At 56.7% G+C, this 24,966-nt stretch carries 23 protein-coding genes and 1 pseudogene; 15 read left to right on the top strand and 9 right to left on the bottom strand.

The features are described 5' to 3' along the window. The first annotated feature begins 66 nt into the window (after positions 1-66). Entirely contained in the window at positions 67-1,158 is a 1,092-nt protein-coding gene (locus tag C8D90_RS04500) for a Wzz/FepE/Etk N-terminal domain-containing protein (protein WP_162844355.1), read from the top strand. Positions 1,159-1,315: 157 nt separating this feature from the next. On the opposite strand, the gene uspC is transcribed toward C8D90_RS04500, so the two are convergent. The 3 genes from uspC to C8D90_RS04485 form a co-directional block, all read right to left on the bottom strand. Beyond that, on the bottom strand, positions 1,316-1,735 hold the full coding sequence (uspC, locus tag C8D90_RS04495; protein ID WP_115457171.1) for a universal stress protein UspC: 420 nt from the start codon (positions 1,733-1,735) through the stop codon (positions 1,316-1,318). 296 nt (positions 1,736-2,031) lie between these two features. After that, complete coding sequence (ydgT, locus tag C8D90_RS04490) at positions 2,032-2,244, bottom strand: transcription modulator YdgT (protein ID WP_115457170.1); 213 nt, start codon at positions 2,242-2,244, stop codon at positions 2,032-2,034. Positions 2,245-2,577: 333 nt separating this feature from the next. Beyond that, a complete protein-coding gene (locus C8D90_RS04485) occupies positions 2,578-3,732 on the bottom strand; it encodes an iron-containing alcohol dehydrogenase (RefSeq protein WP_115457169.1) in 1,155 nt (384 codons plus the stop codon). 869 nt (positions 3,733-4,601) lie between these two features. Between C8D90_RS04485 and flhD the strand changes: the two genes are divergently transcribed. From flhD to cheZ, 12 genes and pseudogenes are all read left to right on the top strand, one after another. Continuing rightward, positions 4,602-4,952, top strand: a complete 351-nt coding sequence (gene flhD, locus C8D90_RS04480) for a flagellar transcriptional regulator FlhD (RefSeq protein ID WP_115457168.1) — start codon at positions 4,602-4,604, stop codon at positions 4,950-4,952. Next, on the top strand, positions 4,952-5,548 hold the full coding sequence (gene flhC / locus C8D90_RS04475) for a flagellar transcriptional regulator FlhC (RefSeq protein WP_376744981.1): 597 nt from the start codon (positions 4,952-4,954) through the stop codon (positions 5,546-5,548). Before flhD ends, flhC begins: the two co-directional genes overlap by 1 nt. A gap of 106 nt (positions 5,549-5,654) precedes the next feature. Further along, positions 5,655-6,554, top strand: a complete 900-nt coding sequence (gene motA / locus C8D90_RS04470) for a flagellar motor stator protein MotA (RefSeq protein WP_115457167.1) — start codon at positions 5,655-5,657, stop codon at positions 6,552-6,554. Beyond that, a pseudogene (gene motB, locus C8D90_RS04465) lies at positions 6,551-7,465 on the top strand (flagellar motor protein MotB); the annotation flags it as partial. The gene motA and the pseudogene motB, both read left to right, overlap by 4 nt. Positions 7,466-7,496: 31 nt before the next feature. After that, entirely contained in the window at positions 7,497-9,479 is a 1,983-nt protein-coding gene (gene cheA, locus C8D90_RS04460; RefSeq protein WP_115457165.1) for a chemotaxis protein CheA, read from the top strand. A gap of 32 nt (positions 9,480-9,511) precedes the next feature. Continuing rightward, positions 9,512-10,006 carry a chemotaxis protein CheW gene (cheW, locus tag C8D90_RS04455; RefSeq protein WP_115457164.1) on the top strand — a complete coding sequence of 165 codons (495 nt, stop codon included), beginning with the start codon at positions 9,512-9,514 and terminating at the stop codon, positions 10,004-10,006. A 209-nt stretch (positions 10,007-10,215) separates the two neighbouring features. Next, positions 10,216-11,904, top strand: a complete 1,689-nt coding sequence (locus C8D90_RS04450) for a methyl-accepting chemotaxis protein (RefSeq protein WP_115457163.1) — start codon at positions 10,216-10,218, stop codon at positions 11,902-11,904. Between the two features lie 123 nt (positions 11,905-12,027). Next, positions 12,028-13,623 carry a methyl-accepting chemotaxis protein gene (locus C8D90_RS22370; RefSeq protein ID WP_115457282.1) on the top strand — a complete coding sequence of 532 codons (1,596 nt, stop codon included), beginning with the start codon at positions 12,028-12,030 and terminating at the stop codon, positions 13,621-13,623. Positions 13,624-13,664: 41 nt separating this feature from the next. Next, complete coding sequence (gene cheR / locus C8D90_RS04440) at positions 13,665-14,552, top strand: protein-glutamate O-methyltransferase CheR (protein ID WP_115457281.1); 888 nt, start codon at positions 13,665-13,667, stop codon at positions 14,550-14,552. Further along, complete coding sequence (locus C8D90_RS04435; RefSeq protein WP_115457162.1) at positions 14,549-15,604, top strand: protein-glutamate methylesterase/protein-glutamine glutaminase; 1,056 nt, start codon at positions 14,549-14,551, stop codon at positions 15,602-15,604. Before cheR ends, C8D90_RS04435 begins: the two co-directional genes overlap by 4 nt. 51 nt (positions 15,605-15,655) lie before the next feature. Continuing rightward, positions 15,656-16,045 (top strand): chemotaxis response regulator CheY, encoded by a 390-nt coding sequence (gene cheY / locus C8D90_RS04430; RefSeq protein ID WP_115457161.1) that lies wholly within the window; start codon positions 15,656-15,658, stop codon positions 16,043-16,045. A gap of 9 nt (positions 16,046-16,054) precedes the next feature. Next, positions 16,055-16,699, top strand: coding sequence for a protein phosphatase CheZ (gene cheZ / locus C8D90_RS04425; protein ID WP_115457160.1), 645 nt, complete (start codon positions 16,055-16,057; stop codon positions 16,697-16,699). A 57-nt stretch (positions 16,700-16,756) separates the two neighbouring features. Here cheZ and C8D90_RS04420 read toward each other — a convergent pair whose 3' ends face one another. The 5 genes from C8D90_RS04420 to C8D90_RS04400 all read right to left on the bottom strand — a co-directional run bounded on the left by C8D90_RS04420 (position 16,757) and on the right by C8D90_RS04400 (position 22,615). Further along, the gene (locus C8D90_RS04420) at positions 16,757-17,941 is read right to left on the bottom strand and encodes a M20 metallopeptidase family protein (protein ID WP_162844354.1); all 1,185 of its coding nucleotides are present in this window, start codon (positions 17,939-17,941) and stop codon (positions 16,757-16,759) included. A 172-nt stretch (positions 17,942-18,113) separates the two neighbouring features. Beyond that, entirely contained in the window at positions 18,114-18,458 is a 345-nt protein-coding gene (locus C8D90_RS04415) for a nitrous oxide-stimulated promoter family protein (protein ID WP_115457158.1), read from the bottom strand. 139 nt (positions 18,459-18,597) lie between these two features. Beyond that, entirely contained in the window at positions 18,598-19,992 is a 1,395-nt protein-coding gene (locus C8D90_RS04410) for a DUF6384 family protein (RefSeq protein ID WP_115457157.1), read from the bottom strand. Between the two features lie 39 nt (positions 19,993-20,031). Then, on the bottom strand, positions 20,032-21,405 hold the full coding sequence (locus tag C8D90_RS04405) for a coiled-coil domain-containing protein (RefSeq protein ID WP_115457156.1): 1,374 nt from the start codon (positions 21,403-21,405) through the stop codon (positions 20,032-20,034). A 52-nt stretch (positions 21,406-21,457) separates the two neighbouring features. Then, positions 21,458-22,615 carry a merozoite surface protein 3b gene (locus tag C8D90_RS04400; protein ID WP_115457155.1) on the bottom strand — a complete coding sequence of 386 codons (1,158 nt, stop codon included), beginning with the start codon at positions 22,613-22,615 and terminating at the stop codon, positions 21,458-21,460. Positions 22,616-22,860: 245 nt separating this feature from the next. On the opposite strand from C8D90_RS04400, the gene yedE reads away from it, so the two are divergent. Continuing rightward, the gene (gene yedE / locus C8D90_RS04395; RefSeq protein ID WP_115457154.1) at positions 22,861-23,943 is read left to right on the top strand and encodes a YedE family putative selenium transporter; all 1,083 of its coding nucleotides are present in this window, start codon (positions 22,861-22,863) and stop codon (positions 23,941-23,943) included. After that, a complete protein-coding gene (locus C8D90_RS04390; protein ID WP_115457153.1) occupies positions 23,940-24,191 on the top strand; it encodes a DUF3343 domain-containing protein in 252 nt (83 codons plus the stop codon). The genes yedE and C8D90_RS04390 overlap by 4 nt, the downstream gene beginning before the upstream one ends. A gap of 95 nt (positions 24,192-24,286) precedes the next feature. Here the strand turns inward: C8D90_RS04390 and C8D90_RS04385 are convergent, their stop codons facing one another. Beyond that, complete coding sequence (locus C8D90_RS04385) at positions 24,287-24,733, bottom strand: VOC family protein (RefSeq protein WP_115457152.1); 447 nt, start codon at positions 24,731-24,733, stop codon at positions 24,287-24,289. Positions 24,734-24,966: the final 233 nt, after the last annotated feature.

The following is a 24,966-nucleotide window of genomic DNA, read 5'->3' as shown; positions in this document are numbered from 1 at the left end:
CTTCAGGCGATTCTGATCGCAGGGTGGAAGATGTCAGCCTTGGTATTGAAATTAATACGGAATTTTATGTCTCAGCAAAACAGAGTCAGGTTATTAAATGAAAATGATAAGCCGTCTACCATTCACAGCGATGAGATTGACCTTCTGGACCTTTTGTTTCAGCTCTGGAAGGGGAAGACGACCATCCTGATCTGCATCATCATCATGTTGGTTGCCGCCGTCGGTTATCTGGCGGTCGCGCAGGAGAAATGGACCTCCACCGCACTGATCCAGCGCCCCTGGGCCGGGCAACTGGCAAACTACGATGCGGCGATGAACGTATTGTATAAACTGTCGCCGCAGGACAATGTCAGCATGGACGAACAGCGTCGCCGGGTTTTCCGCGAGTTCGTCGTCGGCCTTTCCTCCACCGATCAGCAGACGGAATATCTGCTGGGTTCCGATTACTTCAAAAGTCAGTTGACCAAAAACGCCGAGCCGACAGAGACGGAGCGCGGAAAGATTCTGGATCATATGCTGAGCCAGTTCAGCATGGCGCCGGTCAGTAAGGATCAGCCTGATGTGATTCAGATAAGCTTTACCGCGGATAAGCCGGACAGCGCGCAGAAAATGCTGAACGGTTACATTCAGCAGGTGGCGAGCGCGACGGGGAGCGAACTGCATGATGACGTTCGCAGCCGTTTGGCGGTACAGCTGAGCGAGCTGGAGCATGTGCTGAAAACCCAGGAGCAGGTTGCCGAAGTGAAAAAGCAGGACCGCATCGCGGTGCTGAAGGAAGCGCTGAAGGTGGCCGAGGCGTCAAACGTTGAAGACGTGAAGGTCAGCCAGGCGGAAACGTTGTCTGACGATACGCTGTTTTTGCTGGGCGCGCCGGCGCTGCGGGCGATGATTGCCAATGAAAGCTCCCGCCCGCTCTCTTTCGATCAGGTTTACTACGACGCACAGCAATCTTACCTGATGGTAAAAGAGTTTAAGCTGCAGAAAGGGGAGTTCGGCGTTTTCAGTTACTTGCAGACGCCGGATTTACCGGTCACGAAGGACAGCCCGAAAAAAGCGCTGGTGCTGGTTTTGTCCGTGCTGATTGGCGGCGTGCTTGGGGCGGGCATCGTGCTGATGCGCAACATGATCAAAGGATACCGGAAGGCGAACGGGGTGTAACTGATACCGCGCTTGTACACTTTATTCAGGGGAGGCTTTTGCCTCCCTTTTTTATTGCATGGTTTTCACGGCGGCATCAATAACCGTGACGTCAATGCGGCGCAGCGAGGGGCAGTTACTGGGCCAGCGGTGTAACAGCGGTAGATGCTGTAGATAGCTACAACGGCACGATAAGCACGTCGGTACGTGTTTTATCGATCACCAGCGTCGCTGAATTCAGCATCCGCTTTAATAGTTTTTCGCCGTGGTTTCCGCAGATCACCAGATCGACCGGATTTTGCTGGCAGGCATAGACGATACAATCACCCAGCTCGCCGCTGCAAATCAGCGTTTTTTCGATGGGATAATCGACCTGATCGATGAGCTGCTGGAGAAAAAGTTCGGCTTCCTCGTGCAGCAGGCGCCGCAGATCGCCGAGCATCGGGCCTGCGAAGCTGGAGCAAAGGTCCGGCTCATTGCATAGCGTAATCAGTGAAATCGTGCCGGAATAGGGGCGGGCGATGGCGACGGCTTTTTCCAGCAGCCGTATGCTGTCGGGCGCCTGAGCTACGGCCACTAACACATTCCTGTAACTCATTGCTTGCCTCCATTCATCAGTTCATAGAGGCCGTTAGTTTTTAACGACTTGCTTATCGCCACCAGCGCGACTAACGGTTCATTTTTTACTAATAATCTTGCTAGCGATTCAACTAACGGCATTCTAACGACATAGTCACTACAGAGTATAGAATAAGCCGGCCACGAGATGTGGCGAAAATCACGTTCATTCCGAAACCGGCGTTGAATCGCTTTTTTTGCTTATAAACTACGTACAGGAATGCCAGAGATGTCTCATTCCGATAGCGTCAATTATTTATAGGTAAAATAAAAAAATTAGAAAACTTGCGCCCAAAGTGATTTAGGTATTTTGCCTAAGTCAAAGTATTTTCCGGCAACTAATTCCGCGCGGCGGTGGTCCGCAGCCCGATACATTTCAGACATTTCATTTGAGTTATCAATAGAATAATTCAACTTATCATAGAGTTTCTCTAAACTGTCTGAGTTAGAACATTTACGGAAAATCATCAGGTAATCAATCGCTTTCATTTACGTATGCCACAAAATCGGTGTAGGAAGAATATAAAGAATCAGCACGCAAGAATCGCGCTGATTCATCAACGGGAAACGGGTACTTCAGATTGTTTTATAACCAGATTACTAATAAAACCGGATTGCTGATATGGACAAATGATAATCTGTCCGTGAATAAGCGACAAGAGAAATAACCATGGTTTTCATCACATTTAATCCGCGCATGACGACATTTATCGCTGGTGTTCCCGCATCGGGGTTATTCTTTAACTGTATGCAATCGCCGGGGGAATGCGGCCGCATATAATTAAGCCGCGGGGCTTCGGCGTTCACCCCGCGGTAACCGCATTAATAGCTCATGCTGAGAATCCGCCGGGCGGCGGTTTTGTCGATGTCGCCGCGTTCGCCCAGCGGCAGCACGCCAAGGCGCTCCAGGTTATCCAGGACTTTATCAATAGCGTCTTCGGCGATGCCGTAAGCGCTGAGACGGGTCTTCAGCCCCATGTCTTCAAAAAAGTCGCGGGTTTTCCCGATGGCGGCTTGCGCCTTTTGTTCTTCGTTACCGTCGCGGATGCCCCAGACGCGTTCGGCAAACTGCGCCAGCTTGAGCTGCTTGTCGGCTTTTTGCACCTGCAATACTGAAGGAAGCAGCACCGCCAGCGTTTGGGCGTGGTCCAGGTTATAGAGCGCGGTAAGCTGGTGGCCGATGCGGTGCGTCGCCCAATCCTGTGGAACGCCGGCGCCGATCAGGCCGTTAAGCGCCAGCGTTGCGGCCCACATTACGCTGGCCCGCGCGTCGTAGTTTTCCGGCTCCGTGAGCGTGAGCGGACCTTCTTCCACCAGCGTCAGCAGCAGCCCCTCCGCGAAGCGGTCCTGAACTTTGCCATAAACGGGATAGGTCAAATATTGTTCTGTGACGTGAACAAACGCATCCACGACGCCGTTGGCAATCTGCCGCGGCGGAAGCGTGAAAGACTTGTGCGGGTCCAGTACGGCGAAGCGGGGGAACAGTGACGGGTGTTTGTAGCCTACTTTCGCCGCCCGCGCGGGGTTGCTGACGACAGCGGTGGCGTTCATCTCTGAGCCGGTGGCGGGCAGCGTCAGTACGCACCCGAGAGGAAGCACCCGTTCGGGCGATAATTTGTCCGTCCACATTTTCCAGGCATCACCGGAGTAGTGGGCGGCAGCGGCGATAAATTTCGTTCCGTCGATCACCGAACCTCCGCCCACCGCCAGCAGAAAATCCACCTGCTTTTCTTTTGCCAGCCGCGCCGCACCCAGCAGCGTATCAAGACGGGGATTCGCTTCGATACCGCCGAATTCCAGCACATCGCGCGGGGCGAGAGCCTTTTTCACCTCCTCCAGCGTTCCGTATTTTTTGGCGCTGCCGCCGCCGTAGGTGATCAACACGCGTGCATCTTCAGGGATGTGTTTGCCGACGTCGGCAATGCGTTCACCGCCGAAGAGGATGCGTGTCGGGTTGTAATAGTCAAAGTTGAACATAACGAAGCTCCTGCAGCTATCCGGATATCAGATAGAGTAGCGAATTTTGTTGTCATGGGGGTAATGACCGCCGGAAAAGGGCACGATTTATCTCTCCCTTTGCGTTGATATGGTTGAAATTTAGCTCAAAATATAAGCGATAATTAGCATTATTTAGTGAACTATTTCCAATGTGAAGTGGTAAATAAATATTTATAATTGATTCATCTTAGGCCTCTAACTTAGAGAATGTAAGCATGTCAAGCATTAATTAATAATGGATGAGACGTTTTTTCCATTGCCAGGGTGACATTGGTTAAATTTTGCCTTATTGCCATAGATAATTTTTTAATGATTTTTTATTTAACGTTTGTGCCGTTAAGGGAAATGAGAGGAAAGGGAACTTTAGTTTTGATATATGCAATCAAAAAAAACCGGATTTATATTTTGAAAGTTTGTGTAATAGCGGGATTTATTGCCATTTATAAATAAATAATTGCCATGGTAATAATACATTCCAATCTGTATGATTATTGAAAGAAGAAAAGAAAAAATAATTAACGAAGTGATTTAACTTAAAGACAGATAAGTTAAATTAATGTTTTTTCGGCGGTTGAATAGAAAGCAAATAGCTTGCAATTTTGTGATTTAGATCACATAATCCCCAATTCACGTACGCGATTAGATTGTGTAGGTGGTTGATTAAAGGGTATTGTTACACAATATTAGGAATTATCTCTATTGTTGAAGATGGCATGGAAGCATAAGGCGGAGAACCTCTGCCAGTCATATGTAGCATTATCAATGCTAAACGTTATATGTCCGACTCCATAGCAAGATAAAACGCCGCCAATATAAGCGGCGTTTACTAAGCTAATTAGGATGAAATAATGACGACCTCTGACACGCTTAAACACATATATGACATTAATTTGTCATATTTATTATTGGCACAGCGTTTAATTCATGAAGAAAAAGCTTCAGCAATGTTCCGGCTGGGTGTTGACGAAAAAGTAGCAACAATGATTGGGGAGCTTGCTTTGCCCCAAATGGTTAAACTGGCGGAGACAAACCAACTAGTATGTAATTTCCGGTTTACGGAATATCAAACGATTCAACTGCTAACGAAAGAATCCCGTGTTGATGATTTACAGCAGGTCCATACTGGAATTTTGTTAGCCAGCAAGTTGCTCAGGCAGCTCCCGCAATATAGCGAGAGCGGCGACAAAAAGAGGGGTTGATGATGTCAGAACGAAGCATCATCAGGGAAGCGCGGGATATTCAACTGGCCATGGAACTGATTTCTCTCGGGGCCAGGTTACAAATGCTGGAAAGTGAGACGCAGCTCAGCCGCGGGCGGTTAATCAAGCTCTACAAAGAGCTGCGCGGCAGCCCGCCGCCGAAAGGAATGCTGCCGTTTTCCACCGATTGGTTCATGACCTGGGAACAAAACGTCCACTCATCCATGTTTTACAACGCGTATGCATTCTTGCGGCAGGCAACCGATCTGCATGGCGTGGAGGCCGTGGTTTCCGCCTATAAACTTTATCTGGAACAGTGCCCCCAGGGAGAAAACGCCGAGCCGTTACTCTCGCTGACGCGGGCCTGGACCCTCATCCGCTTTATCGATAGCGGTATGCTGGAACCGGCGGTCTGCACCTGCTGCGAAGGCCTGTTCATTTCCTATGCCCATCAACCGGCACACAACTTCGTGTGCAGTTTATGTCAGCCCCCTTCGCGGGCGGTAAAAAGACGTAAACTTTCTGACAACCTTGCCGATATCTTTCCACACCTGCTGCAACGGGCAGGGGAAACACGTGGTGCGATATCGGGCTGAAAGCGACGCCCGGCTCGTCCGGGCGGCTGTTGTTAACGCGCATTTGCTATAACAACACCGATTCGCGGCACGTAGCCACTCATATGCTGATTATTGAGGAATTCACGTGCTGATTGTTTTGGGATATGCCGTGGTGTTGCTGAGCGTGTTCGGCGGTTACGCGATTGTCGGGGGGCAGCTGGGCGCCCTGTACCAGCCTGCGGAATTCCTGATTATCGGTGGCGCTGGCATCGGCGCGTTTATCGTCGGCAACAACGGTAAAGCGATCAAGGCCACGCTGAAGGTGTTACCGCGCCTGGCCAAAGGTTCCCGTTATACCAAAGCGTTATACATGGACGTGATGGGGCTGATGTATCAGCTTCTGGCTAAAGGCCGTCAGCAGGGCATGCTGGCGCTGGAGTTTGACATTGAAGATCCGGCCAACAGCCCGCTTTTCTCCGCTTATCCCCGCATTATGGCTGATAAGCATCTGGTGGAATTCACTACCGATTACATGCGGCTGATGATCAGCGGCAACATGAACGCGTTTGAAATCGAAGCGTTGATGGACGAAGAAATCGAAACGTTCGAGCAGGAAACGGAAGTGCCGGCCGCGGGGCTGGCTTCTGTGGGCGACTCGCTGCCGGCATTCGGCATCGTAGCCGCCGTAATGGGCGTGGTGCACGCGCTGGCATCGGCCGATCGTCCTGCTGCGGAACTGGGTGCTCTTATCGCGCATGCGATGGTCGGTACGTTTCTGGGGATCCTGCTGGCCTATGGCTTCATTATGCCGCTGGCCAGCCTGATGCGGCAGAAGAGCGCGGAGAGCGTCAAGATGATGCAGTGCATCAAGTCGACGCTGTTATCCAGCCTTAACGGCTATGCGCCGCAGATTGCGGTGGAGTTCGGTCGTAAAACCATTTATTCCACGGAACGCCCCTCTTTCATTGAGCTGGAGGAGTACGTTCGCATGGTGAAACGTCCGGTTGAACAGGAAACGCGCGAAGAAGCGGAAGAAGAAGCATGAAGTCAGGCAATCATCCGCTGGTCCTGATCAAAAAACGTCGCGGTGGGCACGGACACGGGCACCACGGCGGTTCCTGGAAAATCGCGTATGCCGACTTTATGACGGCAATGATGGCGTTTTTCCTGGTGATGTGGCTGCTGTCGATCTCCAGCCCGCAGGAACTGACGCAAATTGCCGAATATTTCCGTACGCCGCTGAGAACGGCGCTGACCGGCGGCGATCGCTCCGGCGCCAGCAGCAGCGTCATTCCCGGTGGTGGGGCGAACCCGATGGAAAGGCTGGGTGAAGTGGAAAAGTCAGTCATGTCCGAGAGGGCGCGCCTGGCGCGTGAGGATCGCGCCCGTCTGAAAAAACTGCGTGAAAACCTTGATCAGCTTATCGAACGCGACCCCCGTCTGAAGGCGTTGCGGCCGCATCTGCTGATCGAAATGACGCCGGAAGGGTTGCGCATTCAGATTATCGACAGCCAAAACCGGCCGATGTTTCAGAACGGCAGCGCCATCGTTGAGCCGTATATGCGCGACATCCTGCGCGCTATTGCGCCGATCCTCAACGATCTGCCGAATAAAATCAGCCTTTCCGGCCATACCGACGACTTACCGTACGCCAGCGGCGAGCGCGGTTACAGCAACTGGGAACTGTCCGCCGATCGGGCCAACTCATCGCGTCGTGAGCTGATCGCCGGTGGTCTGGCGGAGGGGAAGGTGCTGCGTGTGGTCGGTATGGCGGACACCATGAACCTGAAAACTCATGTAAGCGACGCTGCGGTAAACCGCCGCATCAGCCTGCTGGTGCTTAACCGTCAGACGCAAATCGATATAGAACGGGAAAATGCGGAAAGTCAGGCGCAGGACATTAACTCGCCGGAGGAATTGCCCGCCACGGTGACGCCACCGTCTCCCGCACCGGACGGGCCGACAGAACAATAAGCGAGGTGATTTTGTGACGATGGATATTAGTGCGTTTTATCAAACCTTTTTTGATGAAGCGGATGAGCTGCTGGCGGATATGGAGCAACACCTGCTGGCGCTCGACCCCATGCAGCCGGACAACGAACAACTGAACGCGATTTTTCGCGCCGCGCACTCCATTAAAGGCGGCGCGGCAACGTTCGGCTTTACGGTGTTGCAGGAAACCACCCATTTACTGGAAAACCTGCTCGACAGTGCGCGCCGCCATGAGCTGTGGCTCAGCACTGACATCATCAACCTGTTTCTGGAAGCCAAAGATATTATGCAGGATCAGCTCGACGCCTATAAATCGGCCGGGGAGCCGGATAACGCCAGCTTCGAATACATTTGCCAGGCGCTGAGGCAACTGGCGCTGGAGGCCAGCCAGGGGGAACAACCGGCAGCGCAGGAAACGCCTGCCGCGGCGGTTGCCGTGGCTGCGCCCGCGACGCCGGCGGGAGACGCCGTGCTTCACCTGACCATCAGCCGCCTGAAGACGGGGGAGGCTCCGCTGCTGCTGGAGGAACTGAAGCATCTGGGCAACGTCATCGCCTCCGGTTCGCCGCAGCCGGACAGCCTGGACGTAACCCTTCAGACCAGCGCCCCGCCGGACGACATCAAAGCGGTGCTCTGCTTCGTGATTGAGCCGGAGCAAATCGACATTACGGCATCCGCCGACGCCGTGCCGACGCCGCAGGCTGCGCCCTCCGCACCGCCTGCGCCTGTCGCTGCGCCGCCGGCGAAGGCGCCGGGGCACGAGCTTCATCAGCGGCCGGCGAAAAGCACGGAAAACAGCAGCATCCGCGTGGCGGTAGAGAAGGTGGAGCAACTGGTCAACCTGGTCGGCGAACTGGTCATCACGCAGTCGATGGTGGCGCAGCGCTCCGGTGAGCTGGACTCGGCCGAACACGGCGATTTGCTCAACAGCATCGGTCAGCTTGAGCGCAGTGCGCGCGATCTGCAGGAATCCATCATGTCCATCCGTATGATGCCGATGGAGTATGTGTTTAACCGCTTTCCGCGCCTGGTTCGCGACCTGGCGGGCAAACTGGATAAGCAGGTGGAGCTGGTGCTGGAAGGCAGCTCCACCGAACTGGATAAAAGCCTGATTGAACGCATCATCGACCCGCTGACGCACCTGGTGCGTAACAGCCTTGACCACGGCATTGAGTCGCCGCAGGTGCGGCGCGAGGCCGGGAAGGAGGAAACCGGGCGCCTGACGCTTTCCGCTGAACATCAGGGCGGCAATATTTATATCGACGTGCGGGACGACGGCGCCGGGCTGAACCGGGAAAAGATCCTCGCCAAGGCACGCTCGCAGGGGCTTAACGTCCATGAAGGCATGAGCGATGAAGAGATCAACATGCTCATCATGGCGCCGGGCTTTTCTACCGCCGAGCAGGTGACGGATGTGTCGGGCCGCGGCGTCGGTATGGACGTAGTGAAACGAAACATCCAGGAAATGGGCGGACATGTTGAAATCCGCTCCGCTGTTGGCAAGGGGACCTGCGTGCGCATCGCGCTGCCGCTGACGCTGGCGATCCTGGACGGCATGTCGGTGCGGGTGGGCGAAGACGTCTTCATTCTGCCGCTGAATGCGGTGATGGAGTCGCTGCAACCGCAGGCGGATGACCTGTACCTGCTGGCCGGCGACGAGCGGGTGCTGCAGGTGCGCGGGGAGTACCTGCCGCTGGTGGAACTTTACCGCGTGTTCGACGTGGCGGGCGCCAGAACGGACGCGACCGGCGGCATCGTGGTGATCGTGCAGAACGGCGGAAGACGTTACGCCCTGCTGGTTGATCAACTGATGGGGCAGCATCAGGTGGTCGTAAAAAATCTGGAAACGAATTACCGCAAGGTGCCGGGCATTTCAGCCGCCACGATCCTCGGCGATGGCAGTGTGGCGCTGATCGTCGATGTGGCGGCATTACCGGCGCTGTACCGCGACAAACATCCCGGCTGCGCGGCAGCCTGATAATTAACAAGTAAAGAGTGGGAGTGACAGCAATGACGGGGCTGACCAATATATCAAAAATGGCGGCGGAGACGGTGGGCCAGGAGTTTCTGGTTTTCACCCTGGGTGAGGAAGAGTATGGCATTGATATTCTCAAGGTGCAGGAGATCCGCGGTTACGACAAAGTGACGCGCATTGCCAATACCCCGGAGTTCATCAAAGGCGTCACCAACCTGCGCGGCGTAATCGTGCCGATCATTGACCTGCGGATAAAGTTCTCTCAGCAAAGCGTCACCTATGATGAGAATACCGTGGTTATCGTGCTGAATCTTCAGAGCCGGGTGGTAGGGATCGTGGTGGACGGCGTGTCGGACGTATTGTCCCTCAACGTTGATCAAATCCGTCCCGCGCCGGAGTTTACCGTAACGCTTTCCACCGAATATCTGACCGGCCTGGGTTCACTGGGTGAACGCATGCTGATTCTGGTGGATATCGAGAAGCTGCTCAGCAGCGAAGAGATGGCATTGGTTGACGCCATGGCAAGCTAAAAACGATGTCTCGCGGGCCATCAGGCCCGCGGTTTCCCGCCGCGGGAACGTGATGAAATCCATAACTTTTCGCATACCCCATTCGTAGCAGACAGCCCGCCTCTCTGTGCTAAGAAATTTCTTAACCCTGACTAAAGTTTCCCATATGAGTGCCGATACACATTACGGGCAAAGGCATTAATCAACGATCCTTGTGGAATAGAAAAACTATGTTAAAGCGCTTATATCGTATAAAAGTCACGACCAGCCTGATACTAGTACTGGGGCTGTTTGCGTTGATGCAGCTGGCTTCGGGCAGCATCTTCTTTAACGCACTGACTCATGACAAAGATAACCTTTCAGTTTTGCAGCAAATCCGGCAAAGACAGCAAACGTTAACCGACAGCTGGACTGCGCTGTTGCAAACCCGCAATACCCTGAACCGGGCGGGAATGCGTTACATGATGGATGCCAACAATATGGGCGCCGGCCCGACGGTGAAGGAGTTGCTGGAGCAGATCCGCTTCGCGATCAAAACCGCGGAAAGGCAGTGGGACAATTTTGAAAACGGGCCGGAGATCGATGGCTTTCCGATGAACGCCGATAGTGAACTGAGCCAACGGTATAAAGTCTTTCACGATGCCCTGGCGGAACTGATCGTTTTGATGGAGCAAGGTCAGATCCAACAGTTCTTCGAGCAGCCGACCCAGGATTTCCAGTCCGCGTTTGAAAAGGCGTTTATCGACTATCAGCGCCGGGTTGACGCGCGTTACGATCAAATCGTCGCCGAAAATGGCGATGCATACCGTTCTTCCCTGATCACGATGGGAGCCGGCGTGGCGGCGATCATTGTGATTCTGCTCGTCGTATGGGGCGGCATTCATAAGACGCTGATCCATCCGCTGCGTCGTATCAATTCTCACCTCAACGAAATCGCCAACGGCAACCTGACCCAGAAGCTCGCCGGTGAAGGCTCGAACGAAATGGGGCAACTGGCCGGCGCCGTGCAGCATATGCAGGCGGAGCTGGTACGTACCGTCGGCGACGTACGTAAAGGGGCCGACACCATCTATCAGAGCGTGGGAGAGATCTCCGCCGGAAACAATAACCTTTCTTCACGCACCGAAGAGCAGGCCGCCTCGCTGGAAGAAACCGCCGCCAGTATGGAGCAGTTGACCGCCACCGTGAAGCAGAACGCAGAAAACGCCCGCCAGGCCAGCCAACTGGCGCAAAACGCTTCCGAAACCGCGCAAAAAGGCGGCGATGTGGTGGCGAACGTGGTGAAAACAATGCATGACATCGCCGGCAGTTCGCAGAAGATCGCCGACATCACCAGCGTAATCGACGGCATCGCCTTCCAGACCAACATTCTTGCCCTGAACGCCGCGGTGGAAGCCGCCCGTGCCGGAGAGCAGGGGCGTGGTTTCGCCGTCGTGGCAGGCGAAGTGCGCAGCCTGGCCCAGCGCAGCGCGCAGGCGGCCAAAGAAATCAAAGGGTTGATTGAGGATTCCGTCAGCCGCGTGGATACGGGTTCCGCGCTGGTGGAAAGCGCCGGGAATACGATGAGCGACATCGTCAATGCCGTTACCCGCGTTACCGACATCATGGGTGAAATTGCGTCGGCGTCGGATGAACAGAGCCGGGGAATCGATCAGGTCGGCCAGGCCGTGGCGGAGATGGACCGTGTTACGCAGCAGAACGCCGCGCTGGTGGAAGAGTCCGCCGCTGCCGCTGTTTCTCTGGAGGAGCAGGCCAGTCACCTGATTAATTCCGTTTCTGTATTCCGGCTGGCGCAGGAAACGCCGTTAGCCATTGCCGACACGCGCAGCCAGGCGGCGAAAGCCCCGGCAGAAGCGCCTTCCGCCAGCCGCCGGAAGGTGGCGGCCGCAGAAGGCGCGGATAACTGGGAGACATTCTGATCAGCGTCATGCACAGCCTGCATCAGGCATAACCGGAGGAACCCGATGTTCGCCGCATGCGTTGCGGCGAACATTGCAAACCATGAAATCCGGGCGGGTGATAAGGAGATTAACGTGATTAACATGCTAAGCAAGATCCGCATTTCGATCAGCGTAACGTTGCTGCTGTTGCTGTATTGCGCTCTGCAGCTGCTTTCTACCGGCGGATCTTTTTTGACGCAGCAGTCGGACAAAGTGAGCGTCAACAATCTTGTCAATTATAACGCCCAGCGGGAATCGCTGAATCAGAGCTGGGCGTATTTGCTCATGATCCGTGACGGCATTAACCGTGCCGTCGCTCGTATAGCCATGAATGCCCCCGAAGAGCAGTTAAATAAAATTCTGGGGGAAGTTCGCGGCAATCTGGATAAGTCCGACCAGGCATTTGCCCGGTTTAGCGCCATTCCCCGCGTAAAGGATGAAGGGCGTAGACACACAGAAGAGACCAAAGTTGCCTACGCCAAACTCAGTCAGATGATGCACGACGCGATCCCCTATCTGCAACGGGGCGATCTGAATTGGCTGACCGGCGCGCCGGTACAGGTGTTGCAGGATGATTTTGGTAAGCAGGTTGATGAATACAATCAATATATCAACAAAACGCTGAATGACGTTTTGGGCGGCAGCCTGAAGCAATTTGAATTTCGCATGATTGTCATGGGCGCAACGCTGGTTGTTATCGTGCTGATCACCCTGATGGCGCTGTATTTGCTGCATCGTGCGGTGCTTAATCCGCTGGCGCGGCTCAACAAACATTTCGACAGTATCGCTCAGGGGGATTTGTCTGAACCCATCGATACCAGCGGAAGCAATGAGATCGGCCTGGTTTACCGCAACCTGCACACGATGCAGCAGGCGCTGGCGGCGACGGTCATGAACGTGCGTAAAGGCGCGGATTCCATTCACCAGCAGCTTCAGGTGATGGCGTCCGGCAATGACGATCTCTCTTCGCGCACCGAACAACAGGCGGCGTCGTTGCAGGAGACGTCTGCCAGCATGGAAGAACTGACCTCGACGGTCAAACAAAATGCCGACAACGCCCGTCAGGCTGCAGAGTTGGCGCATGATGCCGAAGTGGCGGCCAACGACGGCGGTGAAATCGTCAGTCATGTCGTGAGCACGATGCATGAGATCAGCAGCAGTTCGCAGAAGATCGGTGAGATAACCAATGTGATCGACGGCATTGCGTTTCAGACCAACATTCTGGCGCTGAACGCGGCGGTTGAAGCTGCGCGGGCGGGCGAACAGGGCCGGGGGTTCTCCGTGGTGGCCGGCGAGGTGCGCAGCCTGGCCCAGCGCAGCGCGCAGGCGGCCAAAGAAATTAAAGGGTTGATCGATGATTCGGTCAACAAGGTTAAACAGGGCGCCGAACTGGTTGAAAAGGCCGGCGGCGCGATGGACGGCATCGTTAACTCTGTGGGGCGGGTGAACAACATTATGACCGAGATCACCACGGCATCTGATGAACAAAGCCGGGGGATCGAGCAGGTTTCCCGCGCCGTAACACAGATGGATCAGGTCACCCAGCAAAACGCCGCGTTGGTTGGTGAAGCCGCCGCCGCCACGCTGACGCTGGAAGAGCAGGCCAATCTGCTTAACCAAACGGTAGCCGTATTCCGCCTGAGCCTGACTCAGGAGGAATATATTCCCATGTTGGAGGAGAAGGATATTGACGCGTGATAAATGAAGGCCCTGAACACAACTATAAGGAAAAGGGAAATATGAGAGCGCTATCGGTAGAACCTCGCCCTTCGCGTCGTCAGGGGAACGGAAATGCGCCGTCCCTGACGCAGCGCCTGGAGTTATCGGATGCGCATTTTCGCAGGCTCAGTCAGCTGATTTACCAGCGGGCCGGCATCGTGCTGGCCGACCATAAACGGGAAATGGTCTATAACCGGCTGGTGCGCCGCCTGCGGTTGCTGAATCTGCACGACTTCGGCGCTTATCTGGCATTGCTGGAAGATGATCCTGACAGTGACGAGTGGCAAACCTTTATCAACGCCATGACGACGAACATGACGTCGTTTTTCCGCGAGGCGCATCACTTTCCGGTATTGGCCGAGCATGCCCGCAACCGGCCGGGGGACTACAGCGTCTGGTGTACGGCGGCCTCTTCCGGGGAGGAGCCTTTTTCCATCGCCATGACGCTGGCGGATGCGCAGGGGTCGCGGCTGGTGAACACCCCGCAGGTATGGGCGAGCGATATCGACACGCAGGTGCTGGCTCAGGCGCGCAGCGGGATCTATCGCCTTGATGAGGTTAAGGCATTGAGGCCGGATCAGCTGCAACGCTTTTTTTATCGCGGCACCGGTCCGCAGCAGGGCATGGTGCGCGTCCGCCCGGAGCTGGCGCGGCGGGTGCATTTTCAGATGATTAACCTGTTGTCGCCGAGCTGGAACCTGCCGGGGCCGTTTGATGCAATTTTTTGCCGCAACATAATGATTTATTTTGATAAAACGACACAGGCCAAAATTCTTCACCGTTTCGTCCCCATGTTGAAGCCGGATGGATTGCTGTTTGCCGGGCACTCGGAAAACTTTAGTCAAATTAGTCGCGATTTCGTGTTGCTCGGGCAGACGGTCTATGGCCTGAGGAAGGGGAATCGATGAGTAAAATAAAAGTGCTTTGCGTTGACGACTCTGCGCTGATGCGTCAACTGATGACGGAAATCGTGAACAGTCATTCTGACATGGAGATGGTCGCCGTGGCGCCGGACCCGCTGGTGGCGCGGGATTTGATCAAGAAGTTCGAGCCGCAGGTGCTGACGCTGGATGTTGAGATGCCGCGTATGGACGGCCTGGATTTTCTCGAAAAACTGATGCGCCTGCGCCCGATGCCGGTGGTGATGGTGTCGTCCCTGACCGGGAACGGCTCGGAAATCACCCTGAAGGCGCTGGAGCTGGGCGCGGTGGATTTCGTCACCAAGCCGCAGTTGGGCATTCGCGAAGGCATGCTGGCCTACAGCGAGATCATCGCCGAGAAGATCCGCACCGCCGCGCGCGCGCGCCTGAACGCCAGTAAGGTTGCCAGCGCGCCCCCGGCGCCGCTGGCCCGGATGCCGCTGCTGGGCAGCGAAAAACTGCTGGCCATCGGCGCGTCCACGGGCGGCACGGAGGCGATACGCCACGTACTGCAACCGCTGCCGCTGGGATGCCCGGCGATCATGATTACGCAGCACATGCCGGCGGGCTTTACCCGTTCGTTCGCCGATCGGCTGAACAAGCTGTGCCAGATTGCGGTGAAAGAGGCGGAGGATGGCGAACGTATTCTGCCGGGGCATGCTTATGTGGCGCCCGGCGGCGAATGTCACATGGAGCTGGCGCGCAGCGGGGCGAACTATACGGTGCGCCTGTTGCACGGGGACCCGGTTAACCGCCACCGTCCGTCGGTGGATGTGCTGTTTCAGTCCGTAGCGCGCAATGCCGGGCGCAACGCGGTCGGGGTGATCCTGACCGGTATGGGCGGGGACGGCGCGAACGGGCTGCTGCAAATGCGTCAGGCCGGCGCCTACACGATGGCGCAGGACGAGGCGAGCTGCGTGGTGTTCGGCATGCCGCGTGAAGCCATCGCGCTGGGCGCGGTGGATGAGGTAGTGGGGCTACAGAATATCGGCCAGCGGATGCTGGCTCAGGTAAGCAAGGGACAGGCATTACGCATCTAGGCGGGTAACATCGCCGGATAACAGAACGTTGTTTGAGGAGTATGTCACATTATGGCGGATAAAAATCTGCGTTTCCTGGTGGTTGATGATTTTTCCACGATGCGGCGCATCGTGCGGAATTTATTGAAAGAGCTGGGGTTTAACAATGTCGAAGAGGCGGAAGACGGTGTGGATGCGTTGAATAAACTGCGCACCGGCCCGTTTGATTTCGTGGTATCGGACTGGAATATGCCCAATATGGACGGCCTGCAACTGTTGCAGACCATACGTGCCGACGGCGCGCTGAACGCGATGCCCGTACTGATGGTGACCGCCGAAGCCAAAAAGGAGAACATCATCGCTGCGGCGCAGGCCGGCGCCAGCGGTTACGTGGTTAAGCCGTTCACGGCGGCCACGCTGGAAGAGAAGTTGAGTAAGATTTTTGAAAAACACGGCATGTAAGGAGTCATGATGAACGAACATCCGATGCCCGTTGAAGACGCCGGCCATACCCAGGAAATTATCGCGCGGATTGGTCAACTGACCCGTATGCTGCGCGACAGCCTGCGGGAGCTGGGGCTGGATCAGGCGATAGCCCAGGCGGCGGAAGCGATTCCTGATGCCCGCGATCGTCTGGACTACGTGGTGCAAATGACGGCGCAGGCGGCCGAGCGGGCGCTGAACTGCGTGGAGGCCGCCCAGCCGCGTCAGACGCAGCTGGAGCAGGGGGCGGCCGGTTTGCGGCAGCGCTGGGATGAGTGGTTCGCCAATCCGATCGAGCTGAGTGACGCGCGTGAGCTGGTTAAAGACACCCGCAGTTATCTGGCCGAGGTGCCGGAGCACACCGCATTTACCCACAGCCAGTTGCTGGAAATCATGATGGCGCAGGATTTTCAGGATCTGACCGGGCAGGTCATCAAACGCATGATGGACGTCGTTCAGGAGATCGAACGGCAACTGCTGCTGGTGCTGCTGGAAAATATTCCGGAGCAGACCAAGCCGGTGGACAAAAATAAGGACAGCCTGCTCAACGGGCCGCAGTTGAATAAGCATAACGTTGGCGTGGTGGCGAACCAGGCCCAGGTGGACGATCTGCTCGACAGCCTGGGTTTTTAACCGCCTGCGGTAAGCGGGGCGCGCCTTCATTCCAGAGGGTGAAGACGCGCGCACCGTTTATTCCGCCTGATACTGGCGCAGAACCTGTTCAATGACCGCCAGATAATAGCGAACGCCCAGCGGCAGCGCCGACTCATCCGGGCAGAAGCGCACGTTATGCAGCGGCGCATTCTCCCCGCCTGCCGTGCCGGCCCCGAGCCAGGCGAAGCAGGAGGGCGCCACGCGCTGATACTCCGAAAAATCCTCGCCCACGCATTCCGGCCGCCCGGCCTCAATCACGTTTTCCTCCCCCAGCGCGTCGCGTGCGGCGCTCAGGGCGAGGCGGCTGAGGTCGGGATGATTATGTACCGCCCGGTAATCCCATGATGAGAACGTGACCTCCGCCTCACAGCGCAGGGCGGCGCAGACCTGGCTGCTGATGCGCGTAATGGCGGCGCGGATGTCATTCTGCACCCGATCTGAAAAATTACGTACCGTACCGCACAGTTCGGCGCTGTCCGGCAGGCGGGCGATGGTGCCGTCGCCGCAGATCAGGCTGCACAGCGAGATAATCGCCGTTTCTTCCGGATCGATTTCACGCGCGACGACGGTTTGCAATGCGCTGACCAGCGCGGCGGCGGCGACCAGTGGGTCGCGGCAGGTGTGCGGCATGGCGCTGTGGCCGCCCCTTCCCAGCACCCGGATGGTAAACGTATCGCGGTTGGCGGTGGCGACGCCCGGTTTTATCCGCAGTTTCCCGCCGGAAAGCAGCGGGTCGAGGTGAAGGGCGAAAAACAGCTGCGCATCGTTGAGCAGCCCGGAGTCGACCAACGCTTTGGCTCCGCCCGGCGGCATCTCTTCGCCAACCTGAAAAATAAAGATGAATGTTCCGCTGAGCCGGTCGCGCTGCGGATACAGCGCCGCGATCGCGCCCAGCAGCATGGCCGTATGGCAGTCGTGGCCACAGGCGTGCATGACGCCCGGCGTTTGCGAAGCAAAATCGCTGGCGACCTGCTCCTGCAACGGCAGGGCGTCGATGTCGGCGCGCAGGGCGATAACGGGGCCGGGATGCGGCGTTTTCAGCCGGGCGACAAGGCCGCCGCCCTTAACGTAATCGATGTGCAGTTCAGGAAACGCCGCCAGTTCAGTGCGCAGGTAGCGCAGGGTGTGATGCTCCTGATGGGAAAGCTCAGGATGGCGATGCAGATGACGCCGCCAGCGCAGGATGTTTTGCGTGAGCTGAGGCCAGTTTGGGTTCTCCACAATTGAATCTCCCGCTGAAATTTGCGTGGGGAGAGGGCTGCAAGATGCTTGCCAGCCGGGAGAAGGCGGTTTTCAGCGGACGTACGCGTTGCGGAATGATAACTTTCCCGCCGTAGCGCGAGAACGGGTGATAAAACGTATCAATATGAGAAAGCGCTGGAGGGAGAACGGCCTATTTCTTTTTCCGGTATTTCTCCGGGAGTTCCGGCACCGGCTTTTTATCATCCAGCAGGTGCAGGACAGTAAGCAGCGGATGCCGCCACAGCATGCGCGGACCGGCCCAGCGCATGACCTGCTTCATCTCTTCGCGTTTGGCGGACGGGTAGCAATGCACCGGGCACTGGCGGCAGGCCGGCTTTTCCGTACCGAAGACGCAGCGATCGAGGCGTTTTTCCGCAAAGGCGTACAGCGCGTCGTAGTGCCCGTCGTCCGGGTTGGCGTCCGGGCAACGGCGTTGATAGAGCGTCAGCATGTTCCTGATCGTCAGTTTTTCGCGTTGAATTCTTTTTTCAGACATCTTTTTTCAGACGCAGCGCCCGGCGGCATGGATATAACATATATCTATAGTACCTGTTTAGCCGTCGGGGTGCCATCGTTTGCTATGCGAAGCCTTTAGCAGCAGGCGCGGGTGTACGATCCCGATGATGTTGACCGGATTACCAGGTGGTAATCCGGCCTTCCATCACCGGGCGGACGTACTGAAAGCCGAGCTGGTTCGCCGGTTTTCTGCCCACGAGGCCGTTGTCGATGTGGCCGTCGTCCTGCTTATCGCGCTTGAGCTTTTCAAACTCGCTTTGGCTGATGCGGATGCCGAAGATGCGTACCTTTTTCAGTTCGCCGGTTTCGCTGTCCTTGATCGTCAACGGGAATGCGTTGCCCTGCGCGGTTAAGGCTTCAGCAATCAGATACCAGCTTCTGCCGCCGGAACTGTCATAGGTACGCTCAATGCCGGAGTTTTCACCTACCCGATCCACGACCGTCAGCGTCAGCGGGGTGACGATCAGCGTGTAGGTGTCGTCCAGCGCGCTCATAGCGCTGTTCCATGCCTGCTGCGTCAGGTCGGGAGACTGGGACAGGGCGCGGACGCCGTCGATCTGCGCGTTGACGCTGCTTCTGTCGGCGGCGGAGAGCGGGAGCGCCTCCAGCCTGGCGACGTGACGGTTCAGCGCCTGGATCATGCCGCTGCGGTTCTTTTCCCGCTCGAAAGCGTTGGCGGCTTTATCGACCTGGGCCTGCGCATTGTCGGCGCCCTGTGACAGCGCCTGCGCCGCGGCGGAAACCAGCGAGGCTAACTCAGGCGTACGGCGGACGTAAGCGTCATAGTCCGGGGCGCGGGCGACGGCGCTTAAGGCCCGGTCGGCCTTCACCAACGCCGGCAAGCGGTTGATCTGAACCAGAGCCTGCTCCAGGCGGGCATATTGCGCGTCGTTCAGGGCGGTTTCCGTATTGAGCCGCTGCGTGATCTGCGCGCTGCCGGCCGAAGCGGCCAGCGGTTCTGCCGTTTTGCGGTTGGCGTTGAACTCACTGAGCAGGCTTTCGGTTTGCGCAATGATGGCGGCGGCGGACTTCCCGGCGTAGGTCAGTGAGACGGCCTTCCATGACGGCAGTTTTTGCGCCAGTTGCTGTGCCTTTTCGTCCAGTTGGGCGCGCTGGCTCAGCGCGGCGGCAAAGTTTTGTTTCAGGCCATCAAGCGTGCTTCGCGCCGTGTAAAAGCGGTATCCGCCGATCAGCGCCGCGATCAGCACCAGAACGCCGATAACCGTAAGCCAGCGTCGGCTGGTCACGTACAGGTATGCGATCGTCCGCTGCCAGAGGGTGAGGCGGGGCGCTTTATAACGCAGGCGGTTGGTGAACCAGCTTTTCACGCCCTGTTCGATCAGGTCGTCGTTAATTTCAACGCCCGCGCTTTGATAATATTCGCGGATGCGCTGGGTGAGCTTGCTGCGCAGCTCAGGCAGGTTCAGGTGTTCTTCAACGGCGATTTGCTGGGCGTAAAGCGAATCAATGATCGCCATGGCGCCCAGTTGATCGCTCAGCTTAATTTCACTCATGCGGGCAGGCTCCGTCCCGTCGTTGGGTTAACGTAATCATCAAAAACGATCCGTGGTGCGAAAACCGCCGCCGCCGGACGACGAAGAGGTGTGAAACCCGCCGCCGCCCCCCGATGAACGGGGTGACGACGACCCGAAAATCGAGCCGGAAGACCCGCCGGTGCTGGGAAACGACAGCGATCCGCCGCCGCTGGGCCGCCGCCGGGCGATGGCGCTGAGCTGGCGCATAACGTCGTTCAGGGCGCTGTTGCCGCGCAAATAGCTGGTGAACAGTTTTTCCGGGCTGTTGAAGAAGCCCCAGTCGTACTCCAGTTGCGCGTCGTTGTAGCCGTTGCGGTGAAACGCCTGCACCAGTTGTTCCGCCCGTTCCGCCTGGGTGCGCACCGCGACGCAGCTCAGTTCCTGGGTGCGTATCTGCCCGTCGATGTCCTGCGCGTCGCGCTTGAGTTGTTGCACCGTGCCGAGCAGGCGATCGTCCTCCGGCGAGGCGGTTTTCCCCACCATCAGTTCGAGCCGGTCGTGCGGCATTTGCGCTATCTGCTGGGAAAGCTGCTGGGCGATGGCGTCGAACAGCGGTCCTGTGCCCTGCGCATACTGGGCCAGCCTGGTTTGCAGGTCCGCAATGTGGCGCATGCTGGCGCTGAGTTCCTCTTCGCTGCTTTTCTGGCGCTGATAATAGAGGGGAAGCTGAAGTTGTTCTTCAATTGCCGCCACCCGGCTCTGATGCTGCGCCGCACGTTCTTCCAGCGCAGCGCGTGCGGCGCTGAGACGGCGTTCGGAGGTAGAAAGCAGCGCGCCGAGCATCTGATAATTCGCCAGATTGTCGTTAAAGCGGATGGTGCGCGCCAGCCAGGCGTCGAGATTGCGGGCCACGGGCCAGGCGCGGTAATCCGGTTGGCCGAACTTTCTGCGCAGCAGGAACATGAACAGGCGGGCTGCGGCGTATTCACGCTGCTTTTCCTGAACCTCATTTTCCAGTTCGTGGTGGTCGTGGGCTAAGGTGTCGACGTCGCCCTGCAGCTGGTTCATCAGCAGGTATGCCTGATGGGCGTCCGGCGTTTCTTCCAGGCGCTTGTCCCGTTCGGCCAGTAATTGGTCAATCTGCTCCTGTACGCTCAGGCGCCGGGCCTGGCGTTCCTGAAGCGTGACTTCGCTGCGCGCGAGATCGTCGCGGGTAGACTGGATCTCCCGTTGCAGCTGATTCAGCAAGCCCTGAATATTTTGCAGTTCGCCGACGTCAGGAGACTCCTGCATCAGCAGGCGCGCCATTTGTTGGTAGGCTGCCCTGATTTGCTCCTGCATCATCATTTGCCGGCTGCGCATGTCGGCCAGCAGTCCTTCCGCATCCGAGCGGCTTTTGCGCGCGTCATTGGCAAATGCCTCCATGACGCTGGCAACCCGGTAGGCTCGCATCTTATTACTCCCTAATGGCCCCCGCCGGGAACGGCGGGGGCGGACTGAAAAATCAGCGGGTCATTTCCGCCTTGGTCACGACGGCGGCAAAGCGGCGTTTGCCGTCTTCGACGATGGCGGCCATTTCGTTGGCGTTATTCGTCGCTTCGGTGCGCAGTTCGTCGATCATGCGGTAGCTGGACTCCTGGAAGGTCACGATGGCGTTGACCAGGGAGCGTACGGAATCGGCTTTGATGGTGGAACCGTAACCTGCGCGCAGACCGGCCTCCAGCTGGGTGGTGCCGTGGGTGGCGATGGTGTTCAGGCCATCGTTGATGCCGGCTTTCATCGCTTCCAGGGTTTTGGTGCTTTCGTCCAGCCCCTGAAGCGAGGTCATTGAGGCGGAAAGGGCGGTGAAGACGATCTCGTTGGTGCTGAAGAAGGTCACGCTCTGGCGATAAACACGCTCTTTGACGGTGTTGGTCTGTTGCAGGCGGGCGAATACCGCTTCGGCGGAGTTGTAGGCGATAAGCAGGTTATCGGTCAGATCTTTCACGATCTGGTAGCGTTCGTCTTCCTGTTGCAGTGCGCGCAGGGCTTCGTCGCGCGCCAGCTCCAGGCGCGAACGCTCGGCGCCGTCGGCGTTTTCTGCGCCTTCCACGGCGGCTTGCGCGGCCTGCAGCGTGCTGCGGCGCGCTTCGACCTTCTCTTCGGCGATGTTCAGCAGGGACTGCGCGTCGACATGCGCTTCTTTCAGGCCGAAGCGGAAATCCTGATAAGCGTCGAGAATCGCTTTTTCGCGCGCGATCTGCTCGTTGGACGCTTTCGCCACCTCAAGGTAGGTTTCTTTGATTTTGTTGAAACGGTCGGGAATGGAGCCGCGGCGCAGCGTCATCCAACCGGATTTGATGCGTTCGATGAGATCCAGCTTACCGTCTTCCAGCCAGTCCACCATTTGGGTCGCGTCGGCGCGGATGGAGTCAAACGCCTTGACGATTTCACCCTGACGGTTGGCGACGTCCATATTGGCGATGTTATCGCGCACGACGGCGTTGAACGCGCTTTGCTGTTGCAGCGTGCGGCCGATGGCCGTGACGCGGTTGGCGTCGAGATCGGAAATCGCGTCCAGCAGGGTCAGGACGGGGGTATCCGGCTCAGGCTCACGTACAATCCCCAGTTTCTGCAGCTTCTGAATTGCCTTGGTGGTGTATGAGGCCAGGGTAGTGGTCATCTCGGGTTCCTTTTCGATGTCTGAGCAAAATTTGTAAACGGTATACCTTAACCGTTTCCGGGGGAAGAATCAGGGGAATAGGGCAAAAATTACGTACTTTAGGAACAGGAGTGCTTTGTGCTCAGGGAAATAAAACGATATTCGTCGTGCCCTTCATAGAATTGACGGAATACGCGCTATAGAATACCCGACACTTAATAGGTCTATTAGTAGGGATTTTATCCCGTTGAAAAGGAAAGTAAATCATGTCTAAAGCCTGGATCCTGGCTCTCTGTGGCGCCATTATCGGCGCAATTGCCCTGACGTTAGGTCTTGCCGGAAACCCGCCCAACATGGGGGTGTGCGTCGCCTGCTTTATTCGCGACAGCGCGGGAAGCCTGAACCTGCACAGTACGCCTACCGTACAATATTTCAGACCGGAAATTGTCGGCTTCGTCATCGGCGCTTTCGCCGCGGCGCTGCTGTTCCGGGAGTTTAAGGCGAAGGCCGGATCGGCGCCGTTGATCCGCTTTACGCTGGGCTTTTTTATGATGCTGGGATGCCTGGTTTTTCTGGGGTGCCCGCTGCGTATGGTATTACGCCTGGGCGCCGGGGATTTGAATGCGCTTATCGGGCTGGTGGGGCTGGTCGCCGGTATCGGCGTTGGCAGTTTATTCCTGAAAAAAGGATTCTCATTGCCGCGTAATTACCGGCAAAGCGCGTTTGAAGGCGCGCTTTTCCCGGCGATCTGCATCGTGCTGCTGGCGCTGTTTCTTTGGGACAGCGGGATCTTCCGCGCGAGTGAGAAAGGGCCGGGCGCCAGCCATGCGCCGGTGTGGATGTCGATCGTGGCCGGGCTGATTATCGGCGTTATCGTTCAGCGCACCCGTTTTTGCTTTATCGGCATGGCGAAAAACGTGTTCCTGTCGCGCAATTACAACATGGCGATTGGCGTGCTGGTATTAACGCTGCTGGTGGCCGCCGGGAATCTCTGTTTCGGTAAGTTCACTTTAGGGTTTGATAATCAGCCAATCGCCCATTCCGACGGCGTGTGGAATTTCCTGTCGATGGCGCTGGTCGGGCTGTGCGGCGTATTTATTACCGGTTGCCCGCTGCGTCAGTTGATCAGCGCCGGGCAGGGCAGTTCTGACGCCGCTATCAGCGTACTGGGCATGCTGGTTGGCGCGGCGGCGGCGCATAACTTCGCGTTGGCCTCCAGCCCTGCAGGCCCGACGGACGGCGGTAAGCTTTTCGTTATTCTCGGCATTGCGCTGTTGCTGGTGATTGGCGGCGTGTACACGGTGATGGCCCGCAAGGCGTTGGGCGCTGAGGATGCGGAGCAACAATGACGCCGGGTTATCTGTTCCTGTTTCATACCTCGCTTGGCGCGATCAAGCTAAAGAAAGCGCTGGCGGCGCGGGACGTGGCTTTCCGGGTTATTGATGCGCCGCGCAGGCTGACGGCGGAATGCGGTGTTGCGGTGGCATTTACCCTGGACGGCGATGAGGCGTTTCGTTCCTTCCTGAATCAGGACGTTTCGGCTGTTTATCGCGTGGACGATGGCGAACCGGCGTTGCTATGGCAGGATGAACGCTGAGCGGGAATAGTGAAGAGAAAACCGGCGACTATCGCCGGTTTTCTTTTTCATCAGCCGTGTTCTTTAACGGTCGCTTTCTTCAACTGTTGTTATTTTCAACGGTTGTTATCTTCAATAATCAGCATGTCATTGTCGTCGAACTTCCAGGATGCGCCATACGCCACTTCCCAGTAATAGCCGTCGGGATCCTGAAAATAACCGCTGTATCCGCCCCAGAAAACCTTTTGCGGCTGCTTGGCAATAATGCCGCCGTGACGTTTTACGGTTTCCATCAGCGCATCAACCTCTTCGGTCGATTTCATGTTGCAGGCAAGGGTAATGCCGCTAAAGCCTCCCGGCGACAACGGTGGCGGGTTATCGGCGTCGATGTCCCTGGCAAGGGCGTCGAGAGGGTATAGCTCCAGTTTGGAGCCCTGGTTATTGAAAAAGACGATGGGCGGAGCCTCGGCCTTTTCGAAGGTTTGAAAGCCGATGCTTTTATAGAAGGCCAGGGATTTTTGAATGTTCCTCACGCCGAGGCAAATTAAGTTGATTCTGTTCATGGTGAGGTGTTTCCTCGTTTGGGATGAGTAAGCTCGAGATGTTTAGGTTAAGTTTACTCGTTTAGGGGCGGTCAGAGGGAAGGTAATCGTGATTCTGGTCGTAATGTATTGATATATATGGGTAATAAGTGATGCGGCGTCTGTGGGCTTATCGCAGCTTTTTTGGATTGCATTCTATCCTTAATGAGAGATGAATTGCTATAGTGTCAGTCCATTTATGTGCGGGATTGATT

It is taken from the genome of Enterobacillus tribolii (assembly GCF_003363015.1).
Lineage (GTDB): Bacteria > Pseudomonadota > Gammaproteobacteria > Enterobacterales > Enterobacteriaceae > Enterobacillus > Enterobacillus tribolii.
Note: the sequence above shows the minus strand (reverse complement) of the source record. Positions and strands in the feature narration are given on the sequence as shown.